Raw genomic sequence first — 13,759 nt, 5'->3', positions numbered from 1 at the left:
GCCGGGCGGAGAATGGGGAGCATGGCCCAGGGGGAGACGGAGAGCGCGCACTACTGGCAGTCACCGAAGCTGCCCGGTGTCGACCTGCTGCGCGCCCGCTACATAAGCAAGATCTTCTCGCGGCACACCCATGAGACCTATGTGATCGCCGCGATCACCGAAGGTGTGGAGGCGTTCCACCACGGTGGAGACGTGCACAAGGTGGGCCCGGGAGGACTGGCACTGATCAACCCGGACACGATGCACACGGGGCACGCAGGAACGCCCGAGGGATGGTCCTACGAGGTCCTCTACCCGGACCCCTCCCTGGTGGCCGGGATCGCGGCCGAGACGACCACCATCCGGGGCACCCCCGGATTCAACGTAGCGGCGGCCGACGATCCCGTCTCCTCCCGCCAGGTGCAGGCCATACACCGGGCGCTGGAAGAGGGCAACGCGCTGGCCGCCGACACCCTCATGCACGCGGTTGTCGCCCGGCTGCTGCGACTGCACGGCGGCCCGCTGCCCGAACGCACGATCCACACGGCGGGCGCCCGGTACGCGCTGCGGGCCCGCGCGGTCCTGGAGGAGCGGATGGCCGACCCGCCGTCCCTGGAGGATCTCGCCGCCGAACTGGGGACCAGCCCCTTCGCGCTGCTGCGCGCCTTCCGCCGGATGTACGGGATGCCGCCGCACACCTGGCTGACGGACGCCAGGGTGCACCGGGCGCGCGCCCTGCTGGACGCGGGACTCCCGGTCGCCGAGACCGCCACCGCTGTGGGCTTCACCGACCAGTCCCACCTGACGCGGCACTTCGGACGGATCATCGGCGTCCCGCCGGGCGCCTACCGGCGTGGACGTGCAAGAACGTACAAGAACGCGGGGCGCCCCATTTCCTAGCGTGAGCGCGTGCCACAGCAGAGAGAAACCTTCGACCCACCGGAGGCGCCAAACGCCTCCGCCCCGGAAACCACCGGCATACCGGACGCATCCGAGCAGACGCTGTCCGAGCAGGCTCTGTCAGAGCAAGCTCTGTCCGACCAGGCTCCGTCAGAACCCACCCAGGACGGCCGGGACGACCGCGCTGTCGTACGGGACGCGCTGGGCGTCGGGATCGCCGTCGGACTCTCCGGCTTCGCCTTCGGCGTCACCGCTGCCGGTGCCGGAATCTCCCTCGCCCAGACGTGCGCGCTGAGCCTTTTCGTCTTCACCGGTGCCTCGCAGTTCGCCCTTGTCGGCGCGCTGGCCGCCGGAGGCGGCCCGCTGACAGCCGCTGCCGGTGCCTTCTTCCTGGGCTTCCGGAACGCCTTCTACGGGCTGCGGCTGTCCCGGCTGCTGGGGCTGCGCGGCGGTGCGCGGATCGCGGCGGCGCACTGGGTGATCGACGAGACCTCCGCCGTCGCCCTGGCCCAGCGTGGCCGGCACGCGGTCCGGCTGGGCTTCACCGTCACCGGGGCGACGCTCTTCACCCTCTGGAACCTCACCACCCTGCTCGGCGCGCTGGGCGCGGAAGCGCTGGGCGACACCGACGCCTGGGGCCTGGACGCGGCAGGACCGGCGGTTTTCCTCGCACTCCTCGCACCGATGCTGCGCACCGGGGTCGAGCGGACGACGGCGGGCCTCGCCGTCGTCCTGGGCCTGGGGCTGCTGCCCGTGCTGCCGGCAGGCGTGCCGGTGCTGGTAGCCGCCCTTTCGGCGCCCCTCGTCCTTGTGGCGCGCAGGTTGCCGGCGGGCCGCGGAGTGCTCTCCGGGCAGCGGGGAGTGCTCTCGGGGCAGCAGGCGGAGCATGACGGGGAGCGGACAGCGAAGGAGGAGTCCCGGTGAGTGTGTGGATCGCTATCGGAGTCACGGCCCTCGGCTGCTACCTGGTGAAGCTGCTCGGCCTCTCGGTGCCCGCAGGGGTGCTGGAGCGGCCGCTGGTCCAGCGGCTGGCCGCGCTGCTGCCCGTCGCGCTGCTCGCGGCGCTGATCGTGCAGCAGACCTTCGCCGACCGGATGACACTGGTGCTCGATGCCCGGGCCGCGGGGCTGGCCGCCGCTGCTGTCGCGCTGGTGCTGCGGGCACCGTTCCTGGCGGTCGTCGCCGTCGCCGTCCTGGTCACCGCAGGCATCCGGGCTCTGGGCTAGCCGCCCGGTGACGGGCTCGGGCCGGAGCGAGCACTGGACCGGCTCCGAGCCCGTCACCGAAGCACTAAAGACGCCCGTACGCGCGCAAGGTGTGCAGTGCCTCAAGGGTGACCAGCGGGCGGCCCTCGAGAGCGGTCCCGGGCGCCCATCTGCGCCAGTTGATGTCCCAGCCGCCGTCGTCCTGCTGGCGGCTCAGCAGGTGGTCGAGTCCGCGTTCCAGTTCGGCGTCCGAGAACCAGCGGCGGGCCAGCGAATCGGGACTGCGCGCGAAGTCGGTCACGTAGGAGTACTCGCCCGGCGCATAGCCGTCGGGGAGCGGGAAGTCCGCCGTGCGCCTCGGGTCCGTCACCACCAGCCGCTGCTCGCGCACCAGCGTGCCGAGGCGCCCCGCGGCGGCCTCGGCGCGGGGGCGGTCCGGTACGCCGTCGAGGAAGGCGAGCGCGGCGCGCACCTCGTACGGGTGGGTCTTGTCCAGGGTCTCGATGGTGTTCCAGCAGTAGTCGGTGGCGCGGAACAGCCAGGCGTGCCAGACGCTGTTGCGGTGCAGCGTGCCGACCACCGGCCCGGTCGCCAGCAGATCACTGGGCGGTGAGTCCGGCACCGGGATCCAGGGCGCGGCGGGATAGCCGCGCAGCGAGGGATGCACGGCGGGCAGGGCGCCCTCAGGGGTGGAGACCGCCGTCAGATAGCGGCCGATGCGTTCCACCCGCTGTCCTGCGCAGCGGCCGATGCTGTCCAGTACCCGCACGGCGGCGGCGGTGTGCAGCGGCTGGCTCACGGGACCGCGCAGGTCGGGCTCCAGCGCGTGGCCGTAGCCGCCGTCGGCGTTGCGGTAGGCGTCCAAGGCCGTCTCGACAGCGCTCGGGTCGCCGTTCAGGAAGTCGTGCTCGAAGCGCCGCTGTTCCAGCACGCGCGCTGTCAGCCAGATGAAATTCTCCGCGCGGGAGAGAACCGATCCACAGGGAGCCATTCTCCGACCGTAGGCCCGAGCGGTCGCCAGGTCACTGCTGTCGGCGAGAGCCAACCCTTGAGGGCGGGATACTGGAGTCATGCGGTTGACGGACTTCTGGCAGCGGATGGCGGAGCACTTCGGCGAGGCGTACGCCGACTCCTTCGCGCGTGACCATGTGATGGCCGGTCTCGGTGGCCGGACGGTGCACGAAGCGCTCGCCGCGGGCTGGGACGCGAAGGACGTCTGGCGCGTGGTGTGCGAGGTCATGGAGGTCCCCGCGCACAAGAGGTGAGCCCCGCGTACCGGAGCTTCGCTCCGGCCGTGCGTGTGACGCTCTTCGCCTTCGGGGGCGGTATCCGGATGACGAACGGGGTGGATGAACGGGGCGGTCCGGGCTCGGCGTACGGTCACTGGCACGTGTACCGGCACGTTCCTGACCTGCGGTTTTCCGTGTTTTCCACAGGAAGGCGGGGTGACTTGACGCCAAAATCGAACATGGATTCTTATAGAGACTCCGGCGAGCACGCCCGCTCAGGCCACGGCCCAGTGAGCGCGGGTCCGGACCGATTGTCAGTGGCAGGCGCTAGCGTCTTGAGACGTGAAGCGATCGACTCAAGCAAACAACCGGGTGGCACCCATGGCAGGAACCGACCGCGAGAAGGCGCTCGACGCCGCGCTCGCGCAGATTGAACGGCAATTCGGCAAAGGCGCCGTGATGCGCATGGGCGAGCGGCCGAACGAGCCGGTCGAGGTCATCCCCACCGGGTCGACCGCCCTTGACGTGGCCCTCGGAGTCGGCGGCCTCCCCCGCGGCCGCGTCGTCGAGGTGTACGGACCGGAGTCCTCCGGTAAGACGACCCTGACTCTGCACGCGGTGGCCAACGCCCAGAAGGCGGGCGGCACGGTCGCCTTCGTGGACGCCGAGCACGCGCTGGACCCCGAGTACGCCAAGCGTCTCGGCGTCGACACCGACGCACTGATCCTCTCCCAGCCGGACAACGGCGAGCAGGCCCTCGAGATCACCGACATGCTGATCCGCTCCGGCGCGCTCGACCTGATCATCGTCGACTCGGTGGCGGCCCTGGTGCCCCGCGCCGAGATCGAGGGTGAGATGGGCGACTCCCACGTCGGCCTCCAGGCCCGGCTGATGAGCCAGGCGCTGCGGAAGATCGCCGGTGCGCTCAACCAGTCCAAGACCACCGCGATCTTCATCAACCAGCTCCGCGAGAAGGTCGGCGTGATGTTCGGCTCTCCGGAGACCACCACCGGTGGCCGCGCGCTGAAGTTCTACGCCTCGGTGCGGCTCGACATCCGCCGCATCGAGACCTTGAAGGACGGTACCGAGGCTGTCGGTAACCGCACCCGCGTCAAGGTCGTCAAGAACAAGGTGGCACCGCCCTTCAAGCAGGCCGAGTTCGACATCCTCTACGGCATGGGGATCAGCCGCGAGGGCGGCCTGATCGACATGGGCGTGGAGAACGGCTTCATCCGCAAGTCCGGCGCCTGGTACACCTACGAGGGCGACCAGCTCGGCCAGGGCAAGGAGAACGCCCGCAACTTCCTGCGGGACAACCCCGACCTCGCCAACGAGATCGAGAAGAAGATCAAGGAGAAGCTGGGTATCGGCGTACAGCCGCAGGAGCCGGCGGGCGAGCCCGGAGCGGACGCCGCGGGCAGCACCCCGGCAGCGGCTCCCGCCGGGAAGGACGACGCGGAAGCGGCAGCGGCCAAGGCTGTTCCGGCCCCGGCGGCCAAGGCGGCGAAGACGAGCAAGGCGTCCAAGGCCGCCGCGGCCAAGAGCTAGTCCGTGACACGGCGCAGCGACTGGCCGGAGTACACCCCTTCCCCGGACCCGCCGCCGTCCTCCGCCCCTTGGGGCGACGGCATCGTGGCGGACATCCAGGACGGCGATGGTCCCGCTTTGTCGAGGGCCGAAGCGGGGCCATCGCCTGCGTCACCCCGGCGCGGGGGCCGGGGCCGGGCCGGGGACCGGGCCCCGGAGCGGGAAGCCGAGCCGAAGGACCCGGTCGAGCGGGCCAGAGCCATCTGCCTGCGGCTGCTCACCGGCACGCCCAGGACGCGCCGGCAACTCGCCGACGCGCTGAGCAAGCGGGAGGTGCCCGAGGAGGCGGCCGAGGAGGTGCTGGCCAGATTCGAGGACGTCGGCCTCATCGACGACGCCGCCTTCGCCGACGCCTGGGTGGAATCCCGGCACCACAGCCGGGGGCTGGCCCGCAGAGCGCTCGCCCGCGAGCTGCGGACCAAGGGCGTGGACTCCACAGTGATCGACGAGGCCGTCGGTCGGCTCGACTCCGAGCAGGAGGAGGAGACGGCACGCGCCCTGGTGGCGCGGAAGCTGCGCTCCACCAGGGGGCTCGACAGAGAAAAGCGCCTCCGACGGCTCGCCGGGATGCTGGCCCGCAAGGGCTACTCCGAAGGCCTCGCCCTCCGGGTCGTCCGGCGCGCGCTGGAGGAGGAGGGCGAGGACCCGGAGTTGCTGGAGGAGCACTTCCCCGGCGTGTGAGGCCGCACTTCGGGGCGGAACGGCGGGGCGCACCGGCACCTGGGGCCGGGGGAGGCCCCGGCCTGGGGCGGGGGATACCCGGTGCCGGTGCTGGACGGCGGCAGCCCAACGGAGTGCGCGCACTCCGCGCGGCCGGTCCACGGTGGTGTGCTCAGCCCCTGGACGGGCAGAGGCGCCGCGCCTTGGACTCGTTCTTGAGCTTCGCGTCCACGCAGCCGCCCGGGAGCCCGGCGTATGCCTTGGTGCCGAAGTTGGCCGTCACGGTGAGGGTGCCGCGCCCGAAGACGGAGCGCTGGACCTGGTGGTCGCCGGTCAGTCGGCGGAAGTCGGTCATCCGTTCGGTGCCCGCCGCCCGGTGCAGAGGCGCGAAGTAGCGCTGCAGTCTGGCCATCTCCTTACCCGTCGATTCCAGGTTCGCGTCCCCCAGCACGAAGTTGAGAGGGGTGTTGTAGAGCACCGACATCAGCGCGCGGTCCGACTTCTGCGCTGGGAGCTTGTCATAGGGGATCTCCCAGCGGTCCGTGTTGACCACCGAGTCGTGCAGCGCCGTCTCGTACAGCGGGACCCGATAGGCCGGATCGAACATCGACTTCGCCAGTGACGTGGGCAGCTCGGTCGCCTTGAAGAACTGGCCGGGCGCGTCGGCCGGATAGTAGCCGCCCCACTTCTTCTTGTCCTGCTGGAAGGCCCACAGGCCGTCGTTGACCGGGGTCTGTGCGCCGTGGTCGAACGCGAGCACCGGTGCGGACCAGGAGACGGCGGACTCCGAGCCGACGACGAAGCCATGCTTCTCGGCGAGGGTGCGCATGCGTGCCATCCGGTTTGCCCGGTCCTGCTTCCTGGTCATCGGGTGAGCCTCGGAGAAGTCGCTGAAGAGCTCGCCGGCGGCGTCGACGTCCAGGAAGACGCTGTTGGCGCCGTTCCTGGTGATCTTCTTCGTATGTGCGGCCAGATAGTGCTTCGTGGGCTCGGACCTGGCGAAGGCCTCGGAGCTCAGGTAGCAGCCGCGACCGCCGAACCCTGTCTTGGGCTCGCCCTTCCAGTTGCGTACGCAGTAGTCGGGGTAGACCGATCCGGGCCACTTCGCCACCGGGGTGTCGGCGGTCTTCGGGTCCTGGCCGTTGGCGTAGGAGTCGTAGGGGCCCACGAGGTAGCCCTGCTTCTTGGCCGCCGTCACCGCCTCTCTGCTCATGGGATGGCCGTCGGCGTCGTAGCCGAGCCACAGCCGGGTGTTGCCCTGTTCGCGCAGCCTGCGCACGGCTTCCGCGCTCCGGGCCTTGCCCCAGAGATAGGCGTGCTGGGCGCCGAGCAGCTTTGCGACCCGGGGGTTCTCGGCGATCTTCTGCTTGAGTGTGTGCAGTTGGCCGTGCTCGCGGAGCCAGCGGTGATAGTCGGCGGCCGGTGCGACGGGCGAGGCCGAGGTGAGGGAGAAGGTGACGGTGTAGTCGAGGGTCTTCTCCCGGCGGGAGAATGCGTGCTTGGCGGTCGCGTGCAGCTTTCCGCCCGTGGATGCGAAGGCCAGTGAGGTGCCCACGCTCTCCGGGACGAGATAGCTGACGCCGTGTCCTCGCGTGGTGTAGCCCCACAGCGGCAGGGTGAGGGAGCCGGTGGCCAGGTCGGCCTCGGTGCCGGCGAGGCCCGCCTGCTCGGAGTTCCAGAACGTGTCCCTGGCCGGTACGGACAGTCCCTCACCGCGGGGCACCTGTAGCGCGGCGTCCTTCCCGCCCGTTCCGGCGCCCTTGCCGGTGACCGGCCATGCGAGCGTGCCGTCCCGCTGCGAGCGCACTGTCATTCGCAGCCGTCCCCGTTCGCCGGCCGCCGTGACCCTCAGCCCCTTGGCGGGGTACGACCAGGAGGCGCGGGTGCCGTCGACCTTGACGGCGCTCGGCTTGCCCAGCTTCTCGGCGTGGGCCGCCGCGCCGGAGACCGGTACGGCCGCGCCGCTGTCGGTACGGCCGGTCACCCGCAGCGAGGCGGTGTCGACCGTGGTGGTGCCGCCCGCCACCGGAATGTCGACCGCGCTTCCGTGGACGCGGGGCGGTGCGGAGCCGGGGGCGTTCCGGCCGGGGCCGACGCCGGGACCGGGGCCTGCGAAAGCGGCGTAACCCGCCGAGGCGGTGGTGACCGTCACGGCGAGCGCCGCTGCGATCCCGAGGGCGCGATTGCGGCGTCGGCGCGCGGCCCCGGGTTGTTGGGTCTCCCCGTGCGGGGCGTTCTCCGGTTCTTCCATGGTTGGTCAGCATGGAGAGGGCGGCTAAGAGGTTTCTAAGAGCAACCCGGGTGGCGATAGCGCACGCCTCTCACGAGTACGCCCCTCCGCGTACGGCCTCCGCGCAGGTGCGCAGGGCGTTGAAGCGTCCCGCCGGGAAGGCCGCTGCCAGATGCCCGTCGGCGCGGATGGCCAGCACGGTGTGCGCTGCCGCCCCGGGGTAGTTCTCAGCGACCAGCAGTGTGGCGCGCAGCGGCAACCCGGCAACAGCGGCGGCCAGTTCGGGCATCATGCCCGCTGTCAGCCAGTGCCGGCTGTCCCAGACCCCGGTGCCTGGTGCCACCAGCAGCACCAGCAGCTCTCCGCCCGCGCCGCCCAGCCACTCGTACAGGGCGCCGCGCGAGCCGTCAGTAGCCGTGACGGAAACGTCGCACACGGGTGCTCCCGGCGCCGTCCCGACGGTCACCTCGGCAACGCTTCCGCGCCCCGGAGTCAACGGCGTACGGGTGTAGGCGGGCGGGGCTCCCAGCAGCCCCCGCCCGAGGTGGCCGTCGGTCAGCAGGCCCAGGTGGGTGCGTGCGCCACCGGGCAGCAGCGCGCGCAGTCCACCGCCGCGGCGTACGACCGGCAGCGCCTGGTCGACGGCGCGCAGCCGGGCGACCATGGCGCCGCGCCGTTCCGTCTCGTAGCTGTCCAGCAGCGTGTCCGCCGCCGCGCCGTGCCCGTGGTGCCAGGCCAGCGCGAGTTTCCAGGCCAGGTTGGAGGCGTCCCGCAGACCTTCGTCGACGGCCTGCACCCCCAGCGCACCGGTCAGGTGTGCGGCGTCCCCGGCGAGGAAGACGCGGTCCACGCGCCAGTGCCGGGCCAGCCGCTGGTGCGCGGTGTGCACGCCGGTGTCGACGAGCTCGTACGGCCCGATGCCGCTGCTCGCACCCGCTCCGTCGGGGCCGGCTCCTGGTCCGCCCCCAGCGGCGGGCCGGCGAGGCGTGCCGGACGTGCCGGGCCTGCCCGCTCTGCCGGCCCTGCCGCCGACCGGTGCGGCAGCCGCCTTGGCCGACTCACGCAGCGATTCCTCGGACCAGACGGCGAGGGTGTCCGCCACCCGTTCCAGCATCTCCTCGGGCGTCACCAGCTCGCCGCGCGGAGGCAGCAGCCAGTCCAGCCGCCACCGGCCCTGGGGCAGCGGGCGGGCCGTCACCTCACCCGGCGTACCGCCCGGGTCGCGGTGCAGGAGTGCCGCTCCCACGTCTCCCGGCTCCCACGCGCCGTCCTCGTCGTACTGCCCCTCCTCCCAGGGCAGCCGCACCCGCAGGGCCGCGACCGCGTGCCGTTCGACGGCCGTACGTCCGGGGAAGCGCACCCCGAGCAGTTTGCGGACCATCGAGCGTGCGCCGTCGCAGCCGACGGCGTAACTGCCCCGCCACCAGGTGCCGGAGGGGCCCCGGGTGTGTGCCGTGACACCGGTCGCGTCCTGTTCGAGCAGGTCGACATGGCTGTCGGTGACGATCCGCGCCAGCTTCTCCTCAGCGAGGGCGCTGCGCAGCGTGCGCTCCAGCGCGTGCTGCTCGACGTGCACCGGTGCCTGCTCCGGTGCGAGCTCGATCTGCTCGACCTGCTGCGTGCGGCGCCGGGTGCGCCAGGAGCGCCAGCGCAGCCCGGGCAGCGGGGGCAGCACGGCAGCGGTGTCCGGACGCAGTATGCAGCTGCGCGCCGCACGAGGTGGCGGGTTGCCGTCGGTGGAGTCGAGGACGAGGGAGGGGACGGCGTGCCGGGCGAGCGCGAGGGAAAGGGCGAGCCCGACGGGACCGGCCCCGACGACGATCACCGGATCCACAGTGTGGAAACCTCGCAGCCCTGCTGGTGCTGACGGGGGCCGGGTTTCTCCGGTGGTGGAGCCTGGTGCACGATCACGCTGGTATGCAACCCATTGCCTGAGCATGCGTCAAGTGACGCCATAAGATGCCGACGCGGCCCATGGAACGGGCGGGTGCCCGCGCCATGGACCGCGTCGGAGTGGTGTACGGCGGACTGGTGTACGGGAGGCAGGGTCCCGGACTCGCTCAGTCCTTGGACACGTCGCTCGGCTTTGCCACGTCCCCGGGAGCGGCGACCTCCTCGGGCTGCTCGGCTGCCGCGGGGACGATTCCCGCCTTGGACCTGCGCCCGCGCTGCTCGACGAACTTCGCCAGCCAGGCCAGGACGAGGCACAGCCCGATGTAGATCGCGCCGAAGACGATGACTGTCTGCACGGTCGGATAGACGCCGCCCACCGGGGTGTTGTTGGCGATGAGCCGGGCCGAGTACAGCAGCTCCGGGTAGAGGATGATGTAGCCCAGCGAGGTGTCCTTCAAGGTCACCACCAGCTGGCTGATGATCGACGGCAGCATGGAGCGCACGGCCTGCGGAAACAGTACCGAGGCGGTCACCTGGGTCTTGCGCAGACCGAGCGCGTAGGCCGCTTCCACCTGTCCCTTGGGCACCGCGTTGACACCGGCGCGCAGCACCTCGGCCTGGACGCAGCCGTTGTAGATCGTCAGGCCCAGCACGAGCGCCCACATGGGCGTCATGTCGCCGAGAATGCCAACCCACAGCGCGAAGATGGTGATGAGCAGTGGGATCGACCGGAACAGGTCGATGAAGACGACGGCCACCCAGCGCACAGGCTTGTGGTCCGACAGCCGCGCCACACACAGCACCACGGCGAAGGCCAGGGAGAACACGCCCGCCAGCGCGAACACCTTCAGGGTGGAGAGCAGGGCATCGAAGATGTTCTGGCGGATGCCCGCGTAGTTGAAGATGTCCCACAGCTCGCCCGCGAACTGCCCCTTGTCGTACAGCCGGTAGCAGACCCAGGCGATCAGGGCGACGAGGCCGATGCTGCCGACGACGGAGTAGATCAGGTTGCGGACGCGCGCCTTCGGGCCGGGCGCGTCGAACAGGACGCTCGCACTCATCGGGCGACCTCCAGACGGTTCTCCAGCAGCCGGAAGAGGCCGTTGATGGCGTACGTGATGATCAGGTAACCCACGGTGATCCAGATGAAGATCACAGCGATGTCGTAGCCGTCGTTGCTCAGCGTCTTCTGGATGTTGAACAGGTCGACGTTGTCGAAGGCGCCGGCGATCGCGGTGTTCTTCGTCAGGGCGATGAATATGCTGCTCATCGGGGGCACGACCGTACGGGTGGCCTGGGGGAGCACCACGATCCGCATGGTCTGGGTGAAGGTCATGCCGATGGCGCGGGCGGCTTCCGCCTGGCCCATGGGCACGGTGTTGATGCCCGAACGGACGGCCTCGGCGACGAACGACGAGGTGTAGAAGCCGCACGCGCACACGGCCAGAATGAAGGAATCGACGCCGGGGAAGAGCACCTTGGGCACGACGAAGAAGGCCACCAGGAAGAGCAGCGTCAGCGGGGTGTTCCGCAGGACGTTGACCCACAGCGTGCCGAATATGCGCAGCGGGGGCACAGGCGAGACGCGGAAGCCCGCGATCACCAGACCGAGCACCAGGGCGAGCAGCGCACTGACGACCGTCAGCCACAAGGTGCCGAGGAATCCCTCGCGGAACAGCGCCAGGTTGTCGAGAAGTACGTTCATGAATTCTCCGCGAGGAGTCGCGTAGGGGCGGCGGGAAAGGCCGGACCGGGCACGGGTTGGTCACCCGGCGGGTGGGAGGGAACGCCGGAGCAGACAATGTGCCCGGAACAGAACCACGCCCCGCCCCGCGCGGCGCTGAGGCCGGGGAGCGGGGCGTGGGTCATCACTTCTCGGTGATCTCGGGCGGCGTCTTGAACTTGGAGCCGGACTTGCCCAGCGTGGCTTCGAACGCCTTCTTGTAGTCGCCGTTGTCCTGGTGCTTCTTGAGCGCGTCGGCGACGGCCTTCTGCAGCGCCTTGTCGCCCTTCTTCAGACCGACACCGTAAGGCTCGTCGGAGAACGGCTTGCCGACGACCTTGAGCTTGCCGGGATTCTGCGCGGCGTATCCCATGAGGATCGCGTCATCCGTGGTGACCGCGTCGACCTGGCCGTCGAGCAGCTGCGAGACGCACTCCGAGTACTTGCTCAGCTCCGTGACCTTGGCGCCGTACTTGGGCTCCTTGATGGTCTGCAGCGGGGTGGAGCCGACGATGGAGCAGACCTTCTTGCCCTTGACGGAGTCCGGGCCTGTGACCTCCTTCTCGTCCTTGCGGACGAGCAGCGAGGCGCCGGCGTGGAAGTACGGGCCCGCGAAGTCGATCTGCTTCTTGCGCTCGTCGTTGATCGTGTAGGTGCCGATCATGAGGTCGACGTCGCCCTTGGAGACGGTGGTCTCGCGAGCGCCGGAGTCGACCGTCTTCCACTCGATCTGCTTGGGGGTGAAGCCCAGGTCGGCCGCGATCATCTTGGCGATCTCGATGTCGAAGCCGGAGTACTTCTTGGTCGACTGGTCCTGGAAGCCGAGGTAGGGCTGGTCGGCCTTGGCGCCGATGACGATCTTGCCGCGCTTCTGGGCCTTCTTCAGGACGGCCGAGTCGATCTTGACGTCCTTGGCGACCTCGTACTTGGGCAGCGCCTTCTCGTCCGTCTGGTCCTTGGGCTTGTCGCCCGCGGAGCCTTCCTTGCCACCGCAGGCTGCGGTGGCGGCGAGAGCCAGGACAGCGGCTGCCGCCGCGGCGGTCTTGTGGAACTTCATGGTGAACATCCCTTGCTTGAACAGTCGTTGGCCCGGTGCGCTGCCCGCCCGGCGCCCTGCCCCGGAGGGGCGGGGTCGTACGTGCGGGCCTCAGCGGTGAAGACTCGGCGGTGACACCGAGTGGTGCAGGCTGACGGTGCAGGTCTGGCAGGGCAGGCCTGACGGTGCAGACCCGGTGGCGCCCACCGGGGGGTGGGCCCGTGGTGCGGGCTCAGTGGTGCAGGATCTTCGAGAGGAAGTCCTTGGCGCGGTCGCTGCGCGGGTTGCTGAAGAACTGATCCGGGGTGGCCTCCTCCACGATCCGGCCGTCCGCCATGAAAACCACGCGGTTCGCGGCTGACCTTGCGAAGCCCATCTCGTGCGTGACGACGACCATCGTCATTCCGTCCCGGGCCAGTTGCTGCATGACCTCCAGGACTTCGTTGATCATCTCCGGGTCGAGGGCCGAGGTCGGCTCGTCGAAGAGCATCACCTTCGGGTCCATCGCCAGTGCCCGGGCGATCGCGACGCGCTGCTGCTGGCCGCCGGAGAGCTGTGCGGGGTACTTGTCGGCCTGGTTGCCGACGCCGACCCGGTCGAGCAGCGTACGCGCCTGCTCCTCCGCCACCCGCTTGTCCGTCTTGCGGACCTTGATCTGGCCCAGCGTGACGTTCTCCAGCACCGTCTTGTGCGCGAAGAGGTTGAAGGACTGGAAGACCATGCCGACGTCGGCACGGAGCTTGGCCAGGTCCTTGCCCTCCGCGGGCAGCGGCTTGCCGTCGATCGTGATGCTGCCCGAGTCCACCGTCTCCAGCCGGTTGATGGTGCGGCACAGCGTGGACTTGCCGGACCCGGAGGGGCCGATCACGACGACGACCTCGCCGCGGGCGATGGTCAGGTCAATGTCCTGGAGGACGTGCAGCGCACCGAAGTGCTTGTTGATGTTGTCCAGCACGACCAGCTTGTCGGTCGCGGGCTCGGGACCGCCTGCGTCCTTGGTCACCGATACTTCGCTCATCGACGTGTAGCTCCGTCCTCGTCGGTTGCGAGGACCTTAGTGAGCGGCCGGCGTGACCGTCATTATATCTGAGCTGAAATTGAGCATAACGATCCGGCTGCGGCCCGGCACAGTGGGTAGAGGGGGCAGTGAAGGGGGCGACGCGGGGTGACCGGGGCTTCTCCGGACCGTCCGCCCCCTGGTCGGGCAGCGGGCCCGGAGGCCGTTGTGGCTGTATGACGGTCGTCGTACCGGCTGTATAACGGATGCCCGCCTGTTCCCGGTGACCCCTTGACTCACCTGCGCCGATCGGCGTGGAT

The 13,759-nt window shown here is 70.0% G+C and carries 13 protein-coding genes; 6 read left to right on the top strand and 7 right to left on the bottom strand.

Annotation, left to right across the window (positions count from 1 at the left end):
• Positions 1-21 precede the first annotated feature (21 nt).
• From HC362_RS08090 to HC362_RS08080, 3 genes are all read left to right on the top strand, one after another.
• Positions 22-879, top strand: coding sequence for an AraC family transcriptional regulator (locus HC362_RS08090; protein ID WP_243083239.1), 858 nt, complete (start codon positions 22-24; stop codon positions 877-879).
• A gap of 132 nt (positions 880-1,011) precedes the next feature.
• A complete protein-coding gene (locus tag HC362_RS08085) occupies positions 1,012-1,803 on the top strand; it encodes an AzlC family ABC transporter permease (RefSeq protein WP_243088427.1) in 792 nt (263 codons plus the stop codon).
• Positions 1,800-2,105 carry an AzlD domain-containing protein gene (locus HC362_RS08080; RefSeq protein WP_243083238.1) on the top strand — a complete coding sequence of 102 codons (306 nt, stop codon included), beginning with the start codon at positions 1,800-1,802 and terminating at the stop codon, positions 2,103-2,105. Before HC362_RS08085 ends, HC362_RS08080 begins: the two co-directional genes overlap by 4 nt.
• Before the next feature lie 64 nt (positions 2,106-2,169).
• Here the strand turns inward: HC362_RS08080 and HC362_RS08075 are convergent, their stop codons facing one another.
• A complete protein-coding gene (locus tag HC362_RS08075) occupies positions 2,170-3,075 on the bottom strand; it encodes a hypothetical protein (protein ID WP_243083237.1) in 906 nt (301 codons plus the stop codon).
• 79 nt (positions 3,076-3,154) lie between these two features.
• On the opposite strand from HC362_RS08075, the gene HC362_RS08070 reads away from it, so the two are divergent.
• From HC362_RS08070 to recX, 3 genes are all read left to right on the top strand, one after another.
• Positions 3,155-3,349, top strand: coding sequence for a DUF3046 domain-containing protein (locus tag HC362_RS08070; protein WP_243083236.1), 195 nt, complete (start codon positions 3,155-3,157; stop codon positions 3,347-3,349).
• 345 nt (positions 3,350-3,694) lie between these two features.
• Entirely contained in the window at positions 3,695-4,861 is a 1,167-nt protein-coding gene (gene recA, locus HC362_RS08065) for a recombinase RecA (protein WP_243083235.1), read from the top strand.
• A 3-nt stretch (positions 4,862-4,864) separates the two neighbouring features.
• Positions 4,865-5,581, top strand: a complete 717-nt coding sequence (recX, locus tag HC362_RS08060) for a recombination regulator RecX (protein ID WP_243083234.1) — start codon at positions 4,865-4,867, stop codon at positions 5,579-5,581.
• Positions 5,582-5,732: 151 nt separating this feature from the next.
• Here the strand turns inward: recX and HC362_RS08055 are convergent, their stop codons facing one another.
• From HC362_RS08055 to HC362_RS08030, 6 genes are all read right to left on the bottom strand, one after another.
• Positions 5,733-7,811, bottom strand: a complete 2,079-nt coding sequence (locus HC362_RS08055) for a glycoside hydrolase (protein ID WP_243083233.1) — start codon at positions 7,809-7,811, stop codon at positions 5,733-5,735.
• A gap of 70 nt (positions 7,812-7,881) precedes the next feature.
• Positions 7,882-9,624 (bottom strand): FAD-dependent monooxygenase, encoded by a 1,743-nt coding sequence (locus HC362_RS08050; RefSeq protein WP_243083232.1) that lies wholly within the window; start codon positions 9,622-9,624, stop codon positions 7,882-7,884.
• Between the two features lie 226 nt (positions 9,625-9,850).
• Positions 9,851-10,744: an amino acid ABC transporter permease gene (locus HC362_RS08045; RefSeq protein ID WP_243083231.1), complete on the bottom strand. Its 894-nt coding sequence runs from the start codon at positions 10,742-10,744 to the stop codon at positions 9,851-9,853.
• On the bottom strand, positions 10,741-11,388 hold the full coding sequence (locus HC362_RS08040) for an amino acid ABC transporter permease (RefSeq protein ID WP_243083230.1): 648 nt from the start codon (positions 11,386-11,388) through the stop codon (positions 10,741-10,743). The genes HC362_RS08045 and HC362_RS08040 overlap by 4 nt, the downstream gene beginning before the upstream one ends.
• Before the next feature lie 163 nt (positions 11,389-11,551).
• Positions 11,552-12,463, bottom strand: a complete 912-nt coding sequence (locus tag HC362_RS08035; RefSeq protein ID WP_243083229.1) for a glutamate ABC transporter substrate-binding protein — start codon at positions 12,461-12,463, stop codon at positions 11,552-11,554.
• A gap of 211 nt (positions 12,464-12,674) precedes the next feature.
• Entirely contained in the window at positions 12,675-13,460 is a 786-nt protein-coding gene (locus HC362_RS08030) for an amino acid ABC transporter ATP-binding protein (protein ID WP_243083228.1), read from the bottom strand.
• Between the last annotated feature and the right edge of the window lie 299 nt (positions 13,461-13,759).

The organism is Streptomyces sp. 891-h, assembly GCF_022760275.1.
In the GTDB taxonomy this organism is placed as follows: Bacteria; Actinomycetota; Actinomycetes; order Streptomycetales; family Streptomycetaceae; genus Streptomyces; species Streptomyces spirodelae.
Note: the sequence above shows the minus strand (reverse complement) of the source record. Positions and strands in the feature narration are given on the sequence as shown.

Coding starts and splice junctions, on each gene's coding strand:
- HC362_RS08090 (WP_243083239.1), top strand. CDS start 22: ATGGCCCAGGGGGAGACGGAGAGCGCGCACTACTGGCAGTCACCGAAG.
- HC362_RS08075 (WP_243083237.1), bottom strand. CDS start 3,075: ATGGCTCCCTGTGGATCGGTTCTCTCCCGCGCGGAGAATTTCATCTGG.
- HC362_RS08070 (WP_243083236.1), top strand. CDS start 3,155: ATGCGGTTGACGGACTTCTGGCAGCGGATGGCGGAGCACTTCGGCGAG.
- recA (WP_243083235.1), top strand. CDS start 3,695: ATGGCAGGAACCGACCGCGAGAAGGCGCTCGACGCCGCGCTCGCGCAG.
- HC362_RS08055 (WP_243083233.1), bottom strand. CDS start 7,811: ATGGAAGAACCGGAGAACGCCCCGCACGGGGAGACCCAACAACCCGGG.
- HC362_RS08045 (WP_243083231.1), bottom strand. CDS start 10,744: ATGAGTGCGAGCGTCCTGTTCGACGCGCCCGGCCCGAAGGCGCGCGTC.
- HC362_RS08040 (WP_243083230.1), bottom strand. CDS start 11,388: ATGAACGTACTTCTCGACAACCTGGCGCTGTTCCGCGAGGGATTCCTC.
- HC362_RS08035 (WP_243083229.1), bottom strand. CDS start 12,463: ATGAAGTTCCACAAGACCGCCGCGGCGGCAGCCGCTGTCCTGGCTCTC.
- HC362_RS08030 (WP_243083228.1), bottom strand. CDS start 13,460: ATGAGCGAAGTATCGGTGACCAAGGACGCAGGCGGTCCCGAGCCCGCG.